We start from the raw sequence: 20,978 nt of genomic DNA on the forward strand, positions 1-20,978 counted from the left end.
CAACGGAATTTGTTAAAAATAAATCAAAAATATTTCTAACTTTTAACCCAAACGATTTGACCAGAGCGAACAAAAAAGTGGCTATGGCAACCAACTTTCCTCCATACAGATGGATTAATTGTTGGTACTTTATCCCGAAGCATTATCGACCATGTAGGCTTATTTCCTGGAATCAGATTTAGATGGATTTTGCTTTTACAGCCACAAGGACACAACATAACAGCAATGGCATGAAAATCGACGTCTCCGATTAGGTAGATAATTTTATCATCCACATATTCAGGCTCACCTTCTACAATCTCAACTTTGTAACCTTTATAGAATATTCTTCTGAAACACGCCGCAACCTTCTTTATTAATGTAAAGATCATGCTACCCTCTCATCTTCAGAGAATTCTGGCATATCAAGTAACAGAGTTTTATCACCTCTACCTAGACACTTATTTACCCCGAAAGGTACTGTAAAACTGCTTTCACTTTTAGTTTCATAGAAATTATTTACCAAACAGAAGACTTGCTCTGCAAAGTCTTCATTAGGTTCATTTCTGTAGTCATGGACCCTCGCTAGAAACTCCATTACAGCTAACGATGATGCATAGGTATTAACAGGGATAATTGCTGGACTATTTTCAACCACCCCCTTAATATAACCTTCGTCCAGCATGTTTTCATATATCTCAGGAGAGCTTCTTTTCAGTGCTTCCGCTTCCAATGTGGCGGGAAGGACCGAACGTCTAGTGATATGGTCAGATTTTCCTGGCTGAAAGTAAGCCACTTTACCACTGATATTATTAACCCCCCCTTTACCATCGGCATCTAAAGAAATTCCAATATCAATATAAGGCACCAGGTAATAAGTTGAAATTCTATTCAAAAAACATCGTGCTTCAGCTGAATCTACACATCCAAATATAAAATCACAAACGGCTATTTCTTTGACAATTTCGGCCTCGAATATACTTTCAGGAAAAGCTGATACGACAGTGCTTAACCCGATCTCATCCAACGTATCTTTTATGGATGAGACTTTAAATTTCTTAGCGTCCGCATCCGCAGTTTTCACGTTAGTTATCCTGTTTAGATTTTTGTGCTCTACAACATCGGGATCGAATAGTTTTAATTCACCTACTCCTAATCTATTCAGCTGTTCAATGACTGGCGCACCAGTGCCGGAGCAACCTATAACTGCAATTTTCATCCGACTAAGTGTGTCACGAGTTTTAGATCCAAATACCTGAAGATTTCTTTCCTCAAAGTCTAAAACTTCACGACATAATGACAACTCAGCAGGTGTGTGGTGAACTTCATCACCAATGATAGTGACTGAAACTGGCGTAAATACTCCAGACTCAGAAACATGCCTAACTATTAGTTCGTTACTAGGTAGTAGTATGGCTGACAAACTGGGTAAAATATTTTTAGACCAATTATAAATGCTCGGGTAGAGCTCTCTATCAGATTCATTATCTACATTAGAAAACTGAGGGTATCCTTTAGGATGAGAATGAACTTTAACAACAGCTAAGTTCTCTTTTTCAGCTTCATTGAGTATAGGAACAAGTTCCTTGGTAAGCCACTTCACGAAATCATGCTCCCTAACTGAACAAGAATCATAACTAAGAGGCACTACCTTATGGGCTAACAATATCGTCTCTTTGTCACCAACAACGTGACCACAAAGAACAAAAGCTACAGCTTCTTTGTCATCTCCAGGAAACAGATGTTTATCTAACTCGACCATAGCCGAGTCTGTTATCTTAAACTTTATCGACATGGCACACCTCTACTTCAGGAGTTCTTGAGCAAACCAGCTTTGAATGTACGCAACATGAGTCGCTACACCATCTACACCTGGCTGCCAAGGATTTGAAGCGGTTCTGTGCCTTGACCAACGCTGCCAACTTTTTCCATCGAAAACATCCTGAGTTGTTGCTCGTATGGGCTTATTGTCGGCTCTATCTATAGCAGGAAAAAAATAGGCCATGTCAATTTGCGTAGTTGGATAACTATTTGGAATTTGCATGTTGACATCAACACAGCTCAAATTATATCCGTCAGGCAATGGAAATCTACGGATCACAACTCTTTTGATACCATTTTCAGATACACATTCCCAATCAAGGTTGAGTGAGTTCAAGAACTCAACATCTTCCTCTGGTAGAGAGAAGTGCTTCCTAGATTGCTCAAGGCCTTCTTGATGTTCACATCTCATAGTATGAAAACGTTCAATTCCAGGTTCAGTGAAATCAACTTTCTCATTAAGGTCGATCAACCTTCTCTCGCCACCAGCAAACTTTTGATATAAGTATCTCGACTCGTCATAGCCAGCTAAAGCAAGAATTTCACGTCCTGTTAGTCTCGGACACTCTACCTTATACTTGGTTTTATCGATCTTAATCTTATACTTTTGGTGCTTATCAGACTGATTATGGCCACAAGCACAATCTTCTAAATCAGGTATGTCACCATCAGAATTAGACTGGTTTACAAGAAGGAACTTATGGGAATTACTGATTATCAAGCAATCATCATCACTAAGTAAGTAATCAGGTGCATCATCAAGTTCCAAATAAAGCACTTTATTTGAAATATCATCATGTACAAGCTTCTTTAACGTAGAACCACAAAGCTTAGATTTCGACGTTTCGATAATTTCAGAGCCATTTATATTGATTGAAAGGCTATTAACTAGATCCGGACAATCAGGTAAATTAGAGTTACCGAAATAGAAGACCTCACCACCTTGAATTTGAACTAAGTCATCGTCAAGCACAGGAATATCTACATCCCCCTTCAGGTCTAGATAGAGTCGTCCTTCACTATCTAATGTTGTAAGAGTTGTCAGGGCTATCAAACTAGCTCCCTTGTGCAACCCAGGCTTTAATTCGACTAACTCATCATTAATTTTTACTGATACGATAAATTTTGGCATTAGTTATCCCTCCTTAGGGAATTGGATTTTGAACTTTGAGCTAAAACTTGACTTGGAGGGACGTTAGATAGATACTTCAGGTTCTCACACCGGTTTTTTAGTATCGCACTATTAATCCCTAAAGAAGGCAAGCCATATATGGTTTGCTTTTTTTTACCTCTTTTTCATTATCTTCCCTCCTAACTAAATTACATTTTCCACCTCATAGAACAATAATACATCAAAAAGCAGAACAAGTCAACCAAATAGATCGAAACGATCTATCAAATAACCCATTATGATCTATAAAATAGCCCATTATGATCTATCAAGATGTATTCATTGAGTTTTCATGCTATACTTGTGAATAGAAGAGAGGAGTTACACATGAATACTGACAACAACAACACAACTAAACTTAGTAACAGTGTAATAAATGAACGACTAGCTTATGTTGATTTCAAGCTAAGGTTTACAGGCCACATTAGCAGAGCGGATTTAGGGGAAACTTTTGGGATTGCAGAAGCGGCGGCTTCACGTGTATTGAAAGAATATGGTGAAATTAGGCCTGACAATAAAACCCAAAAAGCAAACACCATAATAAGAGAAAACTTTTCTCCATTAATTTCTATTGATGGTGATACAGCATTAGGAATGTTGGCGAATGGGTTTAATAAAAACAAACTGACCAATAATACAATCATTCCCTATGTAAAGATTGGTGCAATTCCACATCAACTCAATGCATCTGACGTAGCAATGATTACGAGGGCTATTTCAGGAGGCTATGCCATAACGTGTAAGTATCTTTCAGAAAATAGCGATAATCACGGAGAAAGAACTATACTGCCTCTAGCAATTATGTATGACGGCACACAATGGATGTATAGAGGTTGCTACCGCGCAAAAGATAGTTCTACTGAGTTTAAAAACTTTCGTTTCACCAGAACTATAGATATTACAGAAAAACACCAAGACAAAGAGTTCAAAAGGTTAGAGCACGAAGAGCTAGCCAATGACAAAGCTTGGAACCTTAGGCTTCCTCTTGCTTTGAAGTTACATAGTAACTTAAATGAAGAAAAGAAATCACAAATACGCAAAGACTTTGGTATCCCAGAAGATAGTGATGAGCTCTTTGTTTCTGAAAGGCAGGCTCTAATTTGGATGATAAAAAGAAAGTGGTATATTGACGATAGAAGCTCTGAACAAAAAAACCAGGAAGAGAAATTAAAAAGATTTTTCCAGTTTGAGCTAACTAATGTAGACATGATCAAAATGCTTGAAAGCCAAGTACGATAGATCTTGTATATGGCGAAATGGTGACAGAAATGGTGGCATACCTGCACAAAAACAACTTAAATATCTAATAACAAACATTAATAAACTGAGAAACACAAGCAGATCCAGAACGTGGAATAAGCGCTTCAGCCTTACTAAAAGCCTCATTATTGAGGCTTTTTTCATTTCCGAATCAAGCTGGTTAACAGCTCATACCCTAAGCTTTGAGCCAAGCAACTCGCTGAAATCAGAATATAAGACACTAAAGGGCATGCCGCTTCACTCGAGCAAAGAGTATTGCTCCGGCAAAGTGCCCGGACTTCAAAGCCAAGGCTAGGCATGGTAAAAGGTGTCTCTCGGGTGAGCGGCGACATTCAGCCAGCGTTCATTCCAATAAATATATAACCAAGTCCCAACGCCGAAACCTAGGCGACACAGGAAAGATGGAGACCCCATGTCACAACGGAGTAAATGGCCTCAATTACTGGTGATTCTGATCGCCCTAGCGCTGCTTATCCCTGGACTCAGCCTCCCTATGCTGAGCCTAGATGGCCAGGCGGACAAATCTAAGTTTGCCCAAACCAGCATAGAGCTGATGACGGAAGACAGCGAAGTGCGCGGCCTGCTGGGGTCAGTATCCGCCTTCCTCGGCTTTAACGAGCTTGAGGGTCAGGTGGAAATTTATCGTAAGCACCGCAGCATACTAGGGACGGTTCAAGATCTGATGCAGAGCGGTAACCTGCTGGTTGGCATCATGATAGCCACTTTTTCGGTGATCATTCCTACCCTTAAGCTACTGGCGCAGGCGGTACTGGTTTTCGCACAGGGCAGAACTGCTACTCTGCTCACACGCCTTATCGACACCATAGGTAAATGGAGCATGGCCGATGTATTTGTAGTGGCCATCATTGTCAGCTACCTCGCCGGCAACGCCGAGGATCAGATGGGCGAGCTGATCATAATGCACGCCCAATTAGAGAGCGGCTTCTGGTTTTTCACCGGTTACTGCCTGTTTGCCATAGCATCCAACATCATGATGAGCAAACCTAGACATGTACATCTCTAACGCCCACTGTTTAGGTGTTGCTATTGTGACTATGTTTTTAAAGCCAAAATAAGCTGGATTGAAACTACTAAGCTGCCAGTACCCACCATCTTGGAGTCCAAACAAACCGACACAGTTAAACCAACCAATGACAGGCCTAACGCAGCTGGTAGGCCTCCTATTCCAGGTTACCTCACACCAGCTCGAGAGTGACAACTAAACTCAATAAGTCCTCATCTTTCATAATTCAGCCTATACAGCAAGACCTTCCCTTCATATACAAGGGTGTGAGCACACTGTGCGTGTAACATAGTCAACCTCTGCAACATTGATAAAATCTCACTCCAATTACAATTACAATTACAATTATAACTTTTTAGGTAGTCTTAAGATAAAAACGATATATGTTTATGGCAAAAATGAGCCATCATTTTATATAGCAAGAATTCTGAAATCCTCGGGTGTTTCTTAAGGAAGTCAACATGAAAAAATCGCTTTCCCTCTTCGTCGTTGCAGTGCTGATGAGTGTCGCAATGACACCTATATCATGGTCCAACGAATCGGCAGACTATGTATTCACTGGTGGTAAAGTCTTTACCGTTAACGAAAAGCAACCTTGGGCTGACGCCGTTGCCGTCAAGGGCAACAAAATTATCTATGTTGGTGACGCCGCGGGTGCACGCAAGCTGACTGGTGAAAACACAAAAATCATAGATACAAAGGGTAAAACCGTCATGCCAGGCTTTGTCGATGCCCATGACCACCTCATAAGCTCAGGCTGGACAAGTAAAGGGGTGCATCTCTTCGATGGTAAAAGCAAAGAAGATTACATCAAAATGGTAAAAAAATATGCCGATGAAAATCCAGATCTCAAATATATCATTGGCATAGGTTGGTCCACTGGAGTGTATGGCGGCCGACCCACAGCCAAAGAACTCGACCAAGCGGTGCCCAATCGCCCGGCTCTGATCTTAGACTTCACAGCCCATGATGCCTGGCTTAATTCCAAAGCCATGGATATAGCAGGCGTCACCAAAGACTCACCCGATGATCAGGAGAATGTCATCTACTGGGAGCGCGATGAATCGGGTACTCCCACAGGAACAGGAGTAGAAGGTCAATGGATGGAAGCCTATGTCGCCATCGGCGCTTGGGATGCCGAAAAGATCATTAACGAAACCATAGACAAACTACACAATCTAGCGGCAAGTAATGGCACTACGACCTATCTCAATCCAGGCATAGTTACGCCGAACATGAAAGATACCAACGGTGGTATGCAAGATGACATGATTGCCGCCCTGAAGAACCTAAGAGAGCGAGAGCAAGCTGGCACCCTGAAACTTCGCACCTTTGTGTTACCTTTCGTCAAGAATCCTAAGGCAGACTTAGATCAATTAATGAGCTTTATGGAAGAGATGCGTAAGGAATACAATGGGCCTAAACTCTTTGCCCGTCAGATCAAGATCCACCCTGAAGCAAACTGGAACGTCGAATTAGCCCCCATGCTAAAGCCCTATGAATCAGGCAAATTAGGGGCCTATGGTATTTCTCCAAATAAAATTAAAGAGATAATGGTTACAGCTGCCAAACATGGGTTCGACAGCATGATACATACCGACAGCACTGGGACCTCTCATGCCGGTATTGAAGGGATCCTCGCCGCCCGAAAAGTCGATCCTGATAACCGTAGCGCATTACATCATGCCACTTGGTTAATCCCGGAAGACGCAAAACGCGTGATCGACAACAAGATTCCAATTAACTCGACCCCTAACTTCACCAATGACTGGAGTGATACCGACAAAGATGCCCTGCGCTTGCTAGGTGAAAAACGCACCATGAACTACTTCGGTCTCTATCCTAATTTTGCCAGAGCCGGGGTCAAAGTGAGTATTAGTGCCGATCTCCCCAGCACACCACCTACGATGCAAGGCCCGCTATTTTGTCTCCAAGGTGCCGTCACGATGAAAGATCCCGCCAACCCAAATGCCAAGGCCTTCCCACCCACGGTGAAACCTATGACAATAGAACAGGCACTACGGGCGATAACCATAGATGCTGCCTGGCAACTTCGTATGGAAGACAAGATTGGCAGCCTGGAGGTCGGCAAACTAGCGGATATTGTCGTACTGGATGCGAACCCCTTCGAAACCGCCCCCATGAAGCTGCAAGATATCAAGGTTGAACGCACCATGATGGATGGCAACTTCACCTACGAGCGTTCTGAATGATTCGCTAATCACTCTTGTCAAACGGGGAAACGTGAACTTTCCTATGGCTGGTTCACGTCTAACCAATACGAGTCAATTTATATCTAATGTGCAAAAGGAGTAGACATAGGATATGAAAATCACTACGACTCTCGCTTCATTCTTCCCAATGCTAATAATCAGCCCCTTAACATCAAGGGGCTTTTATGGAATGTAAAAACAGGTTAAACCCTTAACCCCCACATATCGAAGGTCTCCTTACAGAGCTGCTCCCTAAAATCAGGATGAGCGATATCGATCAGCGCCCTGGCGCGCTCACGCAGCGACTTGCCGCGCAAATTAGCCGCGCCATATTCTGTGACTATGTAATGCACATGGGCGCGGGTGGTGACCACGCCTGCGCCAGGGGATAACACGCTGGCGATACGCGACACCTTACCGCCCGCCGCCGTGCTGGGCAGGGCAATCACCGAGCGCCCCCCTTCCGAGAGACCGGCGCCGCGGATAAAGTCCATCTGGCCACCAACACCTGAATAGATGCGGGTGCCTAGAGAATCGGCGCAAATCTGTCCCGAGATATCCACCTGCAGCGCCGAGTTAATCGCCATCACATTGGGGTTCTTGCGAATGATCGAGGTGTCGTTGACCTGTTCGATATCCATGAAGATCACGGAAGGATTATCGTCCACATAGTCATACAGTCGCTGACTGCCCAGGGCGAAACCTGTGACCAGCTTGCCTGGATGCACCTTCTTGCGACTGTTGTTGATCACCCCCTGCTCGACCAGATTCAACACCCCATCGGAAAACAGCTCGGTATGCACCCCAAGGTCTTTATGATCCGTGAGGCAGGAGAGTACGGCATCTGGGATGGCACCTATACCCATCTGTAGGCAGTCACCGTCGCGCACCAACTTGGCGACGTGCCGGCCGATTGCCAGGCTGGTTTCGTCGCTGGCCGCCAGCGGATGTTGCGGCAGCGGCATGCTCTGCTCGAACACGGCGGCAAACTTGTCGTAATGGATGAAGCCATCACCATGGGTACGTGGCATGCAGGGGTTGATATGGGCGATGATCTTGCCCGCCACCTGACAGGCCGCCAGCGTTGCCTCCACCGAGATCCCGAGCGAACAGATACCATGCTTATCCGGCGGCGATACCTGAACGATCGCCGTGTCTATGGGCTGCTCGCCGGAGCGAAACAGTTTGGGCACCTCGGAGAGAAAGATGGGCACATAATCGGCGTCCCCCTGCTGCAGTAGCAGCCGGGTCGGCAGGCCACCGAAGAAGCAGCGATGACGCAGATGACCTTTTAAGTGGGGATCGCTGAGGGACTCGGCACACTCGGTATGCAGCTGCAACAGAGTCAAGTCTTGCCGGGTCAAGGCATGCTCGGCCAAAGCATCGAGTAAAAGCTTAGGGGTGGCGCCCATGGAATGGGTCCAGAGGGTCTCGCCGCTCTGGATCAAGGCGACGGCTTCTCGCGCAGTATTACAGATAATGGGTGGCATCTATCTCACCTATAGTCGGAAAACTGAGTGCAGTGTACGAACTAACTTAACGCTTTGATAGCAAACTTATCAATGAGTTCACCTTAAGTTGATCTCGAGCAAGAGAGTGTCTATTCGGCATAAGATAAATACGCCGGTGGCCACAAAAAAGGGGCCGTTCGGCCCCCTTTATCACGCACTATTTTAGATAAGCCTTGAGGCTATCCCCTTGGGTCAACAGACTCTTATAGAGGGTAAACTGGTTGGCCGCACGCTCGAGATTATGGTTCTCATGATGAATATGAAAATAGACATCGCCATTAAGGTGATCCGTTAAGAAACGTACCCCGATCATCAGGCAGATCACCCTGGCGCCCAGCCACAGACTCTTGCGCTCGACATCGCTCAGCACCTCTCCAAGCTCGCTCAGGTAACCGCGGCAGATGGCGGCGAAGATAGGCTCCCGCACCTCGACCCTGGCGAGATTGGTGGAGTCCTCGGCCTCTGGAGAGGCAAAGGTTCGCACCATGTCGCCAAAGTCATACATCAGGTGTCCCTGCATGCAGGTATCGAGATCGATGATCGCCATGCTGCTCATATCGCGCTTATCAAACAGCATGTTATTGATCTTAGTGTCGTTATGACAGACACGTGGCGGCAGCTGCACCTCGACTTCGCTAAGCTCGCTCAAAAGCTCATCTTGAGACAGGGCAAAGTCCACCCAGGCCTGACAGTCTTTGAGACGTCCCTGGCTGTCTTTAGCGACTGCCGCTTGCAACTGGGCGATACGCCCAGGCAGGTGATGAAACTTGGCAATCACATCCTCAAGCTGACTGGCATCGAGATCGCTCAGGGCGCGGGAAAAGTGACCAAAAGCCTTGGCCGCAGACTCTGCCTGGGCGGCATCGGCGACCACCTCTATGCTGTGGCTAAAGGGCAGATAGGTGATGGCACGCCAAAAACCTTGTTCGCCTAAGTCCAGCGCCAGCTCGCCCTTTGAGTCTGTCACCGGCTGCACCACACTCAAGCGATACTCACCAGCCTCATGTTTGGCGAGCAGATGCTCTGCCACCTTCTGGGCGTTGCTCACCAGGGCGTGGGGTTGAGTAAAGACTTCCGTGTTGAGGCGCTGCAGCACAAACTCGCCCTCTGGCCAGCGCACGAGAAAAGTATCATTGATATGACCGTTCCCAAGGGGACTCACTTTGGCCGAAGCGGTTACGCCAAAGTGCGGCAGCACCTGCTGCCTTATAAAATCAATCACCCAGTAACTCCATTAATTTTTGTTTTACCCAATCAATATCTTGCGGATAGGTCACCCCTAACCAGGTGTCCGGGGTTTGACTCACGAATACCTGTTTAGCCTTCGCCTCATCGGTTAAGGCGGCTTGCACCACGGCGGGAAGATAACATTCGCTGTCCGGCTTATGCCCCTGCTGGGTCACAAATTCCACCAATGCCTCGCCCAGAAGATCGAAGATGTCCGGGGTAAAGCCCCAACAGGTCATAGAGGCCATCGCCTCGGGCGCCAAATTGCCCTGTCGTCCCTGATGCGAGCCCACCAGATTATCACCTTGCCAGGCAATATTCAGCCACTCTTCGACAGAAATCAGCAGATTATCCTGGGTCACACAGATGCCGCGATTGACGCCGCCATGCTCCGACAGCGTCTCCTTGAGGGGATAGGCCACCATTTGCCACCGATTCGGCCGCAGCTTAAAGCCTTGAGCCAGCAAGACGAAGGCCTGATCGCCATAGTAATCGTCGGCATTGATCACCGCCATGAGACCGGATACAAAATTACGAGCACTCCAGAGCGCATGAGCCGTGCCCCAGGGCTTAGTTCTATTGCTTGCCAGCACTTCGAGATTAGCACCGCGCGTAGACTCCCCACTGAGCTCAGGCAAATCTGTCAGCTGCTGCACACAGAAATGCAGCGCAAAATGAGACGGCAAGCCAGCCAGGCGCGCCTTAATACTCGGGATCAGCTCGGCGCGGGTCACTATCACGGCCGCCGAGAAGCCCGCCTGAATGGCGCTGGCGATCGACAGCTGCAACATGGTCTCGCCCTTGGGCCCAAGCTCGGCCAACTGCTTGTCGCCGCCGAAACGGCTCCCCAGGCCCGCCGCCATGATCACTAGGGTCAGGGATGAATTATCATCCCCATTGGACACTGCATCTGTTAACTTCATCGACATCAAACCACACGAGCCAATGGCTCGTCTTAAAAATGGAGATAAGGGCGGCTGTGTAACCGCCCATAATATACTCATGGAATTAGGGAATCAGAGATAAGGCCTGAAAGCCGGCTCCTTGGCCAGCGCCGCCTGACTGCCCTTGAGGCTAAATTCAAAGCCACACAGGGTCAGGCTGCCGCGCATGGCTATATCATTGATGATGGCGGGCGTATCAAGCGGCGAGAAACGCGCCTGGGTCGAGGTGTCGGCCAGCAGACTTACCGTCATCGGCCGATAGCTCACGCCATTATTAAAGGTCAGGTTCTTACAACTGCTGTCACCCTCGGCGCTGGCGAGGGACCAGATGGTGCTGGGCTCGCCTCGCTCACCCAGCCAGCTAAGCATCAATACCTTGCCCTCCAGTTGCACCTTAAAGCCATCTGGCATCGCCACCTGCTTGATGTTTGTCCCGGGCGCCTGAGCAATCTGCGCTGCGGCTTCTGACTCTGCTGCGACTTGTTCGGTAGCATCATCGCCCCCAAGCCAGAACAGGCTGCCAAGCAACAGCGACAGGCAACCGAAGCCTAGCAGGGCGCCGCGAGGATGACCCTTGATGGCGATTAAGGTTGTACCAAACAGCTTAGCCAGCTGCTCCCCAAGCGTATTAACTCCTTGCGCCAACCTATCCTGGGGTTGGCTAGCTTGGGACTGGCTAGCTTGAAAATATTTGTCTTTTGTAGCGTCACTTCGATAGACCTGCTGCGCATCGAGATCAGACGCCATGGCAAATGCCTGCTCCCCCCCTGGCTCATTGTCCTGCGCCAACTCTTGCCCTATTGCGTGCTCCTGAGCTGGAGCATGAGCAAATGCAGGCGAATCGCCCGCCAGGGTGGGCTCAACCCGGGTGCGGCGCTCGTTACTCACCATCAAGGGGCCACTGTAGCCCAGGCTATCGAAGGGGGCAGATGTCTTAGGCCGAGGACGAGAGACGATGAAGCCCACCGCCAGAATACTCAAGATAAGGGCGACCCAGTTCGGCCAGGCCTGCTCGGCAAATACCAGGCTCACTGCCAGCAGCAGTGGCCCAGGGACGACCGCCAATGCCAGCAGACGCTGAGCGGCTATCAGACGACGGCTGGCGCTGAGCAGCGAGACGGCGATTAATGGCAGGGCCAACAGTAACAAGATGCCATGACCGGCAAACAGTAAGGAGAAGAGATAGATAAGGCAGAGCGAGGCGCCACTAATGACAAGAAAACGCAGGCTGGTATCCACGCCCTGGCGACAGAAAAAGGTGTTTAACGACATAAAAAATCCCACTTCACGGCTATCTCAGCAAAGAGTCTACTGGATCTCGCCCCGGATGACGCTTAATTTTGGTTAATTTTCCCGGCCCGCCTAATGCCTACCAAACAATTACCCGTCCAAAGCAATCTCCATCCAGTCAGAAATCAGCAGGAAAGATAAACAGACCCTAGCCTAAATTTACTACTAGGCTGTATAATGTCTGGCTACCTAAAACGATACAGCCTTTGGATAGCAATTACATGACCGCTCGCGGAAACCTCTTTATCATTTCAGCGCCTAGTGGCGCCGGCAAGTCTTCACTTCTTAGCGCTATTTTGCAGGATAAACCCGCCGATATGAAGGTCTCTGTGTCACACACAACACGCCAACCCAGAGTCGGCGAAGTCGACGGCGAGCACTATCATTTCGTCAACGTCGACGAATTCAAGGCGCTGATCGACAAGCAGGCCTTCTTCGAATGGGCCGAGGTGTTCGGTAACTATTATGGCACCTCGAGAGAGGCGATCGAGGTCATGCTGAATAAAGGCATAGACGTGTTTCTCGACATCGACTGGCAAGGCGCCCAGCAGGTCAAACAGATGATGCCAGAGGCGATTGGCGTCTTCATCCTGCCCCCCTCTAAGGCCGAGCTTGAGCGTCGCCTCACCGGCCGTGGTCAGGACAGCGCAGAGGTCATTGCCGGGCGTATGGCCCAGGCAACCTCGGAGATCTCCCACTATGGTGAATATGACTTCATCATAGTGAACGATGACTTCGAGCAGGCACAGGTGGATTTAAAGGCAATTATTCGCAGCCAACGCCTCACTCGTGCTAGTCAAATTCATGCTCAAAATGATATGCTTAATGATCTGTTGGCAGACTAACTGTCATCGTGTACAATTTTGCGTCATTTTTTCACCCATAAACACTGGAGTTTCAATACATGGCTCGCGTAACTGTAGAAGACGCCGTAAACCAAATCGGCAACCGTTTTGATATGATCCTGGTTGCAGCGCGTCGTGCTCGCCAAATCGCTGTGCAGGGCAAAGACCCTATGGTTGAAGAAGAGAACGACAAGCCAACGGTTATCGCCCTACGCGAAATCGAACTTGGCCTGGTTACCGCCGACACACTGGACGCCGATGAGCGTCAGACCGTCCGCGAACGTGAAGCAGCCGAAATCGCTGCCGTTGCCGCCATCGCCGAAGGCCGCAACACTATCTAAGGAGTGAAGCCACTTGTATCTGTTTGAAGGTCTCAAGGAGTCTGCGTCAAGTTACTTAGAAGCGACGCAGGTAGAATTACTCAAGCAGGCCTATCAGGTAGCGCGCGATGCTCATGAAGGGCAGATGCGCACGAGTGGCGAACCCTACATTACCCATCCGGTTGCGGTTGCCCGCATCCTGGCCGATATGCGTCTCGATCATGAGACGCTCATGGCCGCCCTGCTGCACGACACCATCGAAGATACCCCTGTCACCAAGGCAGAGCTCTCAGAGCTGTTTGGTGAATCTGTGGGCGAGCTGGTCGAAGGCGTCTCTAAGCTGGACAAGCTTAAGTTCAGAGACAAGAAAGAAGCCCAGGCGGAAAACTTCCGCAAGATGATGATGGCCATGACCCAGGATATCCGGGTGATCCTCATCAAGCTGGCCGACCGCACCCACAACATGCGCACCCTAGGCGCCCTGCGTCCCGACAAGCGTCGCCGCATCGCCCGGGAAACCCTGGAAATTTACGCCCCCATCGCCAACCGTCTGGGTATTCACAATATCAAGACAGAGCTGGAAGACCTGGGCTTTCAGGCCTACTACCCCATGCGCTATCGGGTACTTAAAGAGGTGGTCAAGTCTGCCCGTGGCAACCGAAAAGAGCTGATTCAGAATATCGAAGGCGCCATCAAGACTCGCCTCGAAGACACAGGCCTCAAGGGCACGGTCAAGGGTCGCGAGAAGAACCTCTATTCCATCTACAACAAGATGTGTAACAAGGAACTCCAGTTCCAAGAGGTGATGGATATCTATGCGTTTAGGGTGATCGTCGACTCCATCGACACCTGTTATCGCGTCATGGGCGCCATGCACGGCCTGTATAAGCCGCGTCCCGGTCGCTTCAAAGATTATATTGCCATCCCCAAGGCCAACGGTTATCAGTCGCTACATACCTCGCTATTTGGTCCACACGGCGTGCCGGTGGAGATCCAGATTCGTACCGAGGATATGGATCAGATGGCCGACAAGGGGGTTGCAGCCCACTGGCTTTACAAGGGAGCCGGTTCTGCCCAGCAAGGCACCACGACTCAGGTGCGTGCCCGCAAGTGGATGCAGAGCCTGCTGGAGCTACAGCAGAGCGCCAGCACCTCCTTCGAATTCGTCGAAAACTTCAAGACAGAGCTGTTCCCAGAAGAGATCTATGTCTTCACTCCAGAGGGACGCATTCTCGAGCTGCCTGTAGGCGCCACCGCGGTGGACTTCGCCTATGAGGTGCATACCGACGTTGGCAACACCTGTGTCGGCGCGCGGGTCAACCGTCAGGCCTACCCGCTGAGCCAGCCGCTGATTTCCGGCCAGACTATCGAGATCATCACCGCCAAGGGCGCGCGGCCCAATGCTGCCTGGCTCAACTTCGTGGTAACGGGTAAGGCACGCGCTAAGATCAGACAGCTGCTCAAGAGCCTCAAAGAAGATGATGCCGTACTGCTCGGCAAGCGTCTGCTCAACCATGCCCTGGGCGACATCAAGCTCAAGGATATCCCTCAGGAGCAGATCGATAAGGTGGTGAGCGAGACCAAACACGCCACCCTAGATTCCCTGCTGGCCGACATTGGCCTGGGCAACGCCATGAGCATAGTGATCGCCCAGCGTCTCAAGGGCGATCGCGTCGAGCAGCACGAACATAAAGAATCCAACATGATGCCGATCCGCGGCGCCGAAGGCATGCTGGTCTCCTTCGCCAACTGTTGTCGCCCCATCCCGGGTGATGCGGTGATCGCCCACGTGAGCCCGGGTAAGGGCCTGGTGGTGCACATGGAGAGCTGTGCCAACATCCGCGGCTATCAGGGCGAGCCGGACAAGTATATTCCTGTGCACTGGGATAACGCCGAGGGCGTTGAGTTCCAGGCCAACCTGCGCATCGAGATCGTCAACCACCAGGGCGCGCTGGCCAAGATCACCTCTATCGTGGCCGCCGAAGGTTCGAATATCCATAACCTGAGCACCGAAGAGCGTGACGGCCGGGTATTCTTGATTAACTTACGGATCTCGGTCACCGACCGGGTCCACTTAGCCAACGTGATGCGCCGTATCAGGGTACTGCCGGAAGTGCTTCGCACATCGCGTAATCGTTAGTTCCACCACTATTAACCTAAGTAGAGAGAGCGTTATGGCAGAGAAGATCATCATTGCAACCGACAAGGCCCCACAGGCGATCGGCACCTATTCTCAAGCTGTTAAAGTTGGCAGCACAGTCTATCTGTCTGGCCAGATCCCGCTGAATCCAGAAACCATGCAGATGGTCAGCGACGAGTTTGAAGCCCAGGTCGTACAGGTGTTCGACAACCTGACTGCCGTGTGTGAAGCCGCCGGTGGCAGCCTGAAGGATATTGTGAAGCTTAACATCTTCATGACAGATCTGGCCAACTTCGCCACGGTAAACGAGATCATGGGTCGCTACTTCGAGCAGCCATATCCTGCCCGCGCCGCCATAGGTGTTAAGCAGCTGCCGAAAGACTCGCTGGTCGAGATGGATGGTGTGATGGAGCTGTAAGCTCTAAGTTGACACCAAAGGGCGCTGCGGCGCCCTTTGTTCTTGATAAACATTACAAACGAAACATCATGAGTCCAGAACGCTTCAAACGCATCAACCAGATGCTAGACAACCGCCAGACCGACCTCACCCTGTGTTTGGACAAGGTACACAAGACCAACAATATCGCTGCGGTGATCCGCACCGCCGACGCCGTGGGCATACATCAAATTCACGCCGTCTGGCCCGATATCGAGATGCGTGTCTCGGGCAATACCGCCTCGGGTAGCCAGCAGTGGGTCAAGACCATCAAGCACTACCACATGGATGAAGCCGCGGCCCAGTTCAAGGCGGCGGGCATGCAGATTTTGGCCACCAACTTCTCGGAAACCGCCGTGGATTTTCGCGACATCGACTATACCAAGCCGACAGTAGTGATCATGGGCAACGAGCGCGACGGCGTCAGCGAGGAAGGCCTTGCCATTGCCGATCAGCAGATCATCATTCCCATGATAGGCATGGTGCAGTCCCTCAACGTGTCTGTGGCCTCTGCCCTGGTGATGTATGAAGCTCAGCGTCAACGCGCCCAGGCCGGCATGTATGGCCAGCGCACCCTAGACGACGCCTACTGCCAGACCATGCTGTTCGAGCAGGGCCACCCCGTCTATGCCAAGGCCTGTCGACGCAAGAAGATCCCCTATCCCGCCATCGACGACCAGGGGCAAATTGTCGCCGACGAGACCTGGTGGCAACGGATGCGCGCCCCGGACCCGGACGCCGAGCCAGAAGCCTAAGTTCGTTTTGCAGGAAAGTGAAACGCCTCGCTTTCCCCACACCGCCCCGATACTCGCCTGGCAAAGGATTCCTTCCTGGGCATTCTTGCTAGGGCTTTCTTACCAGAGCATGCCTACCAGAGCCTTCGAGCTAAGACTATGACAATTGGCCTTTTATTCCGGCAAAACAATTGTCATAGATCACATTCTTCGCCATACTCAAAGACGCGCATAAAAAGTGGCCAGGCGCTCTCATTGCAGAGAAGGGCCCACTCAATAATGGGGGTTGTTGAGTCTCGCTCCGGCATTGGCCGAGCGAACCTAGTTGCGTCTCCTTTAACAAGAATAACGATGGAATGGCAAGATGGACTCACTATTCAAATCACCGGTCGACATGTTGCACCACTGGGCCGAGCAATATGGCGACAGCACCTACCTGAAACAACCCATAAACGGTCAATACGTTAACTACAGCTGGCGCGAAGTGCAGCAGAAGATGCAGCAGATCGCCGGCGCCCTGCGTCACCTCGGCCTAGAGCCGGGCGACAAGGTGGCAGTGTTATCGAAGAACTGCGCCGAGTGGTTCATTACCGATCTGGCGCTGATGCATGGCGGCTATATCAGCGTGCCCATCTATCCTACCGCCAATGCCGACACCATACGCTACGTGCTGGAACACAGCGAGTCGAAGGCGATCTTTATCGGCAAGCTGGACTACTGGGCCGATCAGGAGGCAGGGGTCGGTGGCGACATACTGCGACTGGCCATGCCATACGACACCATGCCGGCGCAATACCAGTGGGACACACTGCTCAAGCTGGGCCACCCCTTGGTCGAGGTGGAATCTCCGACACCCGAGCAGATCATGACCATCATCTACACCTCGGGCTCGACCGGTAAGCCTAAGGGAGCGATTCAGACCTTCGCCAGCTACGAGTGGACCTGCCGCGCCGTGGTGCGGGATCTCAAGACAGATGTGGAAGACAGGCTGCTCTCCTACCTGCCGCTGGCCCATATTACCGAGCGTGTCGCCATCGAAGGTTCTTCCTTCTATTCCGGCAGCAGTGTCGCCTTCGTCGAGAGTCTCGACAGCTTCGTTGCCGACGTGCAGCGAGCCAGACCGACCGTCTTCTTCTCAGTGCCCCGCCTGTGGAGCCTGTTTCAGAAGAATATCATCGACAAGATTGGCTATACCAAGCTCAACATACTGCTGAAGATCCCCTTCGTCAGCTCGCTGGTGAAGAAGAAGATCCATCAAGGGTTGGGCCTCGAACATTGTCACCTGCTCGGTTCGGGCTCTGCGCCTATCCCGCCTTCGTTGATCGCCTGGTATCACAAGATTGGCCTGAACATCTGTGAAGCCTGGGGCATGACGGAAAACAGCGCCTACTCCATCATCAACCACCCCTTCGATGCCAGCAAGATAGGCACGGTCGGGCGCGCGGTAGAAGGTTGTAGCGTCAAGCGGGGCGACAACGGCGAGCTGCTGGTCAAGAGCCCAGGCCTGATGAGCGGCTACTACAAGCAGCCGGAAGTCACCCAGGCCAGCTTCGACGAGGATGGTTATTTCCGCACCGGCGATCTCTGCTCAATCGACGCCGATGGCTGCGTCACCATCACGGGCCGGGTCAAAGACAACTTCAAGACCGCCAAGGGCAAGTATGTCGCCCCAGTACCTATCGAGCGTAAGCTGGCCCAGGATCCCCATGTGGAGCTGATCTGCATCATAGGCTCAGGCCTGCCTCATCCGGTTGCCCTGGTACAGCTCTCCGAGGGCGCAGCCTTGCAGCCCAAGGAAGAGGTGCGCGCCTCACTCAAGGCGACCCTGGACAGCATCAACCCTAACCTGGAATCGCACGAAACCGTCGATGCCATCATAGTGGTGAGCGAGCCCTGGGATGTAGATAACGACGTGTTGACACCGACCCTGAAGATCAAGCGCCATGTGCTGGAGCAGAGATTCAGCGCCAAGGTCGAAGGCCAGCGCGGCGGCGTGGTGCGTTGGGAAGACGAGCTCTAAGCCTAGCTTGTAAACCCAATCGCTAAGACAATGACCTAAAAACACGCCATCTGGCGTGTTTTTTATGGGGCAATCTGTGACGAGATAAACAAAGTTTAATAGCTCCCCCCTAAATTTTTGTTGCCTAAAATTGTGCAGCCTCTATGCTTGGCGCCCCGCTACTGTAGAGAGTCAATCATGTTCACCCCGCTAGCCCTTATCGCTGGTCTGCTCATCCTTATTCTTGGCGCCGAATTCCTGGTCCGTGGTGCCAGTGCGCTGGCCCTAAAACTCGGCGTCACCCCACTGATCATCGGCCTCACCATAGTCGCCTTCGGCACCAGCGCCCCCGAGCTGGCGGTGAGCCTCAAGTCGGCCCTGGCCGGCAACTCAGGCATCGCCCTGGGCAATGTTGTCGGCTCCAACATCGCCAACATAGGTCTGATCCTCGGCTTGACCGCCCTGGTACGCCCCATCGGCGTGCAATCTATGATGGTTAAGCGCGACATCCCCCTGATGCTGTTCGCTAGCCTGCTCTTCTGGGGGCTGATCAGCGACGGTAGCCTCAGCCAGCTGGACGGTGCCCTGCTCAGCTCCATGCTGATCGCCTATCTGGGGATGAACTACCTGTTCGATAAGCAGCAGGCCGATACCGAGTCGATGGAGCTCAAACCGCTCGCGCCTCTGTTGGCCGTGGTGCTACTCCTCATTGGCATCGCCATGTTAGTCGGCGGCGGCATACTCTTTGTCGACGGCGCCGTGGCCCTCGCCAGACAACTGGGAATGAGCGAGCTGCTCATCGGCCTGACCATCATCGCCATAGGTACCAGCATGCCTGAGTTAATCACCTCACTGGTGGCTGCCAGACGCGGCGAGAGCGATATTGCCATCGGCAATCTGGTGGGCTCTAACCTGTTTAATATATTGGGGATACTGGGGATAACCGCCATTATCCATCCCATCACGGCCAGCGTGCCCAAGCTGGACATGTTGGTGATGGTTTCGCTGGCACTGCTGCTTCTGCCCCTAGCCTGGAGCGGCCTGCGCGTGGGACGGCGCGAAGGCGCCTTACTGCTGCTCTGCTACCTCGTCTACCTGAGCTACCTAGTCCTCTCCGCCCAATCCCTATAAGTTAACGCCGCCTTTTTAGCGCTACCAATTTAGCTTTCCCGCCGATAAGGAATGACAAATGTCATCCCTTATCGGTGACATCTGTGCCTGAACAAAAATTGCCATCAGGCAGATACTCTCCTTAACCCCGCTACGGGGCATTACGCAACACAGGTTCTTAAGGAGAAGCCAATGAAAACACTTATCATCGCCACCAGCCTGGCCCTACTCAGCCCGCTGAGCCAGGCCAATGACATTACCGAGATAGACAGCGCCGCCAATCGGATGGATATCGGTCGCCTGAGCCAATTGAGCGAACAAAGCCAAGGCTACGAGCAGGCCTACGCCCTCTATCGCATGGCCATCAGTGCCAACATTCTCAGCCAGAAGGACCAGGCCCAAGCAGCATTGAACCGCGCCGAGAAGACCCTGTCGCCCATTGCCGACCAAGGCGAGGCCGCCACTCTACTGGCCTCAGTCTACGGCATGCAGATAGGCTTAGACATGAGTCAGGCCGCCAAATACAGCACTAAGATGGCCGGTGCCCTCAATGACGCCGAAACCTTGGTCCCCCAGAGCCCCCGACTGGCGCTGGTCAAGGCGATCGCCGCCTATTCCAGCCCTAAAGATCATGGCGGCAGCATGAAAGATGCCATCGCTTTTAGCTCAAAAGCCATTGATCTATATCGAGAACCTTGCGATAACATCTGTTGGGGAGAGGCAGAGGCCTACACCTGGCGCGGCTTGGCCAAGCAGAATCTCGGTGACAAGGCGGGAGCCATTGCCGATTGGCAGGCCGCCCTGCAGGTACAGGCCGATTACGCCTGGGCAAGTTTCCTGCTAAAACAGAACCACTAAGGTAATCGGCTCAATATCGGTTGCCACTAAGCCAGATGGCTAGGCGTTAGAGCACTCATAGCGCAACATCATGGACTTAGTGGCACCTAGGATAAA

The 20,978-nt window shown here is 51.0% G+C and carries 18 protein-coding genes; 11 read left to right on the forward strand and 7 right to left on the reverse strand.

Annotation, left to right across the window (positions count from 1 at the left end; genetic code table 11):
• Positions 1–35: 35 nt before the first annotated feature.
• The 3 genes from K0H81_RS18235 to K0H81_RS18245 are packed head-to-tail and all read right to left on the reverse strand — an operon-like array spanning position 36 to position 2,932.
• The gene (locus K0H81_RS18235; RefSeq protein ID WP_220059239.1) at positions 36–371 is read right to left on the reverse strand and encodes a ubiquitination-like system serine protease family protein; all 336 of its coding nucleotides are present in this window, start codon (positions 369–371) and stop codon (positions 36–38) included.
• Positions 368–1,774 (reverse strand): HesA/MoeB/ThiF family protein, encoded by a 1,407-nt coding sequence (locus tag K0H81_RS18240; RefSeq protein WP_220059240.1) that lies wholly within the window; start codon positions 1,772–1,774, stop codon positions 368–370. Before K0H81_RS18240 ends, K0H81_RS18235 begins: the two co-directional genes overlap by 4 nt.
• Before the next feature lie 9 nt (positions 1,775–1,783).
• Positions 1,784–2,932: a multiubiquitin domain-containing protein gene (locus K0H81_RS18245; protein ID WP_220059241.1), complete on the reverse strand. Its 1,149-nt coding sequence runs from the start codon at positions 2,930–2,932 to the stop codon at positions 1,784–1,786.
• 366 nt (positions 2,933–3,298) lie between these two features.
• Between K0H81_RS18245 and K0H81_RS18250 the strand changes: the two genes are divergently transcribed.
• The 3 genes from K0H81_RS18250 (at position 3,299) to K0H81_RS18260 (ending at position 7,468) form a co-directional block, all read left to right on the forward strand.
• Complete coding sequence (locus K0H81_RS18250) at positions 3,299–4,210, forward strand: BrxR family helix-turn-helix transcriptional regulator (protein ID WP_220059242.1); 912 nt, start codon at positions 3,299–3,301, stop codon at positions 4,208–4,210.
• A 433-nt stretch (positions 4,211–4,643) separates the two neighbouring features.
• A complete protein-coding gene (locus K0H81_RS18255; RefSeq protein WP_220059243.1) occupies positions 4,644–5,255 on the forward strand; it encodes a paraquat-inducible protein A in 612 nt (203 codons plus the stop codon).
• A 461-nt stretch (positions 5,256–5,716) separates the two neighbouring features.
• On the forward strand, positions 5,717–7,468 hold the full coding sequence (locus K0H81_RS18260; RefSeq protein WP_220059244.1) for an amidohydrolase: 1,752 nt from the start codon (positions 5,717–5,719) through the stop codon (positions 7,466–7,468).
• A 203-nt stretch (positions 7,469–7,671) separates the two neighbouring features.
• Here the strand turns inward: K0H81_RS18260 and K0H81_RS18265 are convergent, their stop codons facing one another.
• From K0H81_RS18265 to K0H81_RS18280, 4 genes are all read right to left on the reverse strand, one after another.
• Positions 7,672–8,958: an acetyl-CoA hydrolase/transferase family protein gene (locus K0H81_RS18265; RefSeq protein ID WP_220059245.1), complete on the reverse strand. Its 1,287-nt coding sequence runs from the start codon at positions 8,956–8,958 to the stop codon at positions 7,672–7,674.
• Between the two features lie 178 nt (positions 8,959–9,136).
• Positions 9,137–10,201, reverse strand: a complete 1,065-nt coding sequence (locus tag K0H81_RS18270; RefSeq protein ID WP_220059246.1) for a phosphotransferase enzyme family protein — start codon at positions 10,199–10,201, stop codon at positions 9,137–9,139.
• Entirely contained in the window at positions 10,194–11,135 is a 942-nt protein-coding gene (locus K0H81_RS18275) for an NTP transferase domain-containing protein (RefSeq protein WP_220059247.1), read from the reverse strand. Before K0H81_RS18275 ends, K0H81_RS18270 begins: the two co-directional genes overlap by 8 nt.
• Before the next feature lie 87 nt (positions 11,136–11,222).
• Positions 11,223–12,422 carry a hypothetical protein gene (locus tag K0H81_RS18280; RefSeq protein WP_220059248.1) on the reverse strand — a complete coding sequence of 400 codons (1,200 nt, stop codon included), beginning with the start codon at positions 12,420–12,422 and terminating at the stop codon, positions 11,223–11,225.
• A 239-nt stretch (positions 12,423–12,661) separates the two neighbouring features.
• On the opposite strand from K0H81_RS18280, the gene gmk reads away from it, so the two are divergent.
• The 8 genes from gmk (at position 12,662) to K0H81_RS18320 (ending at position 20,882) form a co-directional block, all read left to right on the forward strand.
• Positions 12,662–13,285, forward strand: coding sequence for a guanylate kinase (gene gmk, locus K0H81_RS18285; protein ID WP_220043530.1), 624 nt, complete (start codon positions 12,662–12,664; stop codon positions 13,283–13,285).
• 59 nt (positions 13,286–13,344) lie between these two features.
• Complete coding sequence (gene rpoZ, locus K0H81_RS18290; protein ID WP_011867293.1) at positions 13,345–13,626, forward strand: DNA-directed RNA polymerase subunit omega; 282 nt, start codon at positions 13,345–13,347, stop codon at positions 13,624–13,626.
• A gap of 13 nt (positions 13,627–13,639) precedes the next feature.
• Positions 13,640–15,745, forward strand: a complete 2,106-nt coding sequence (spoT, locus tag K0H81_RS18295) for a bifunctional GTP diphosphokinase/guanosine-3',5'-bis pyrophosphate 3'-pyrophosphohydrolase (protein ID WP_220059249.1) — start codon at positions 13,640–13,642, stop codon at positions 15,743–15,745.
• Positions 15,746–15,779: 34 nt separating this feature from the next.
• The gene (locus tag K0H81_RS18300) at positions 15,780–16,163 is read left to right on the forward strand and encodes a RidA family protein (RefSeq protein WP_011867295.1); all 384 of its coding nucleotides are present in this window, start codon (positions 15,780–15,782) and stop codon (positions 16,161–16,163) included.
• Between the two features lie 68 nt (positions 16,164–16,231).
• On the forward strand, positions 16,232–16,936 hold the full coding sequence (gene trmH, locus K0H81_RS18305; RefSeq protein ID WP_220059250.1) for a tRNA (guanosine(18)-2'-O)-methyltransferase TrmH: 705 nt from the start codon (positions 16,232–16,234) through the stop codon (positions 16,934–16,936).
• A 343-nt stretch (positions 16,937–17,279) separates the two neighbouring features.
• Positions 17,280–18,935 carry an AMP-binding protein gene (locus tag K0H81_RS18310; protein WP_220059251.1) on the forward strand — a complete coding sequence of 552 codons (1,656 nt, stop codon included), beginning with the start codon at positions 17,280–17,282 and terminating at the stop codon, positions 18,933–18,935.
• Between the two features lie 177 nt (positions 18,936–19,112).
• On the forward strand, positions 19,113–20,045 hold the full coding sequence (locus K0H81_RS18315; RefSeq protein WP_220059252.1) for a calcium/sodium antiporter: 933 nt from the start codon (positions 19,113–19,115) through the stop codon (positions 20,043–20,045).
• Positions 20,046–20,216: 171 nt separating this feature from the next.
• Complete coding sequence (locus tag K0H81_RS18320; RefSeq protein ID WP_220059253.1) at positions 20,217–20,882, forward strand: tetratricopeptide repeat protein; 666 nt, start codon at positions 20,217–20,219, stop codon at positions 20,880–20,882.
• Positions 20,883–20,978 lie beyond the last annotated feature (96 nt).

Source organism: Shewanella halotolerans (genome assembly GCF_019457535.1).
GTDB classification, from domain to species: domain Bacteria; phylum Pseudomonadota; class Gammaproteobacteria; order Enterobacterales; family Shewanellaceae; genus Shewanella; species Shewanella halotolerans.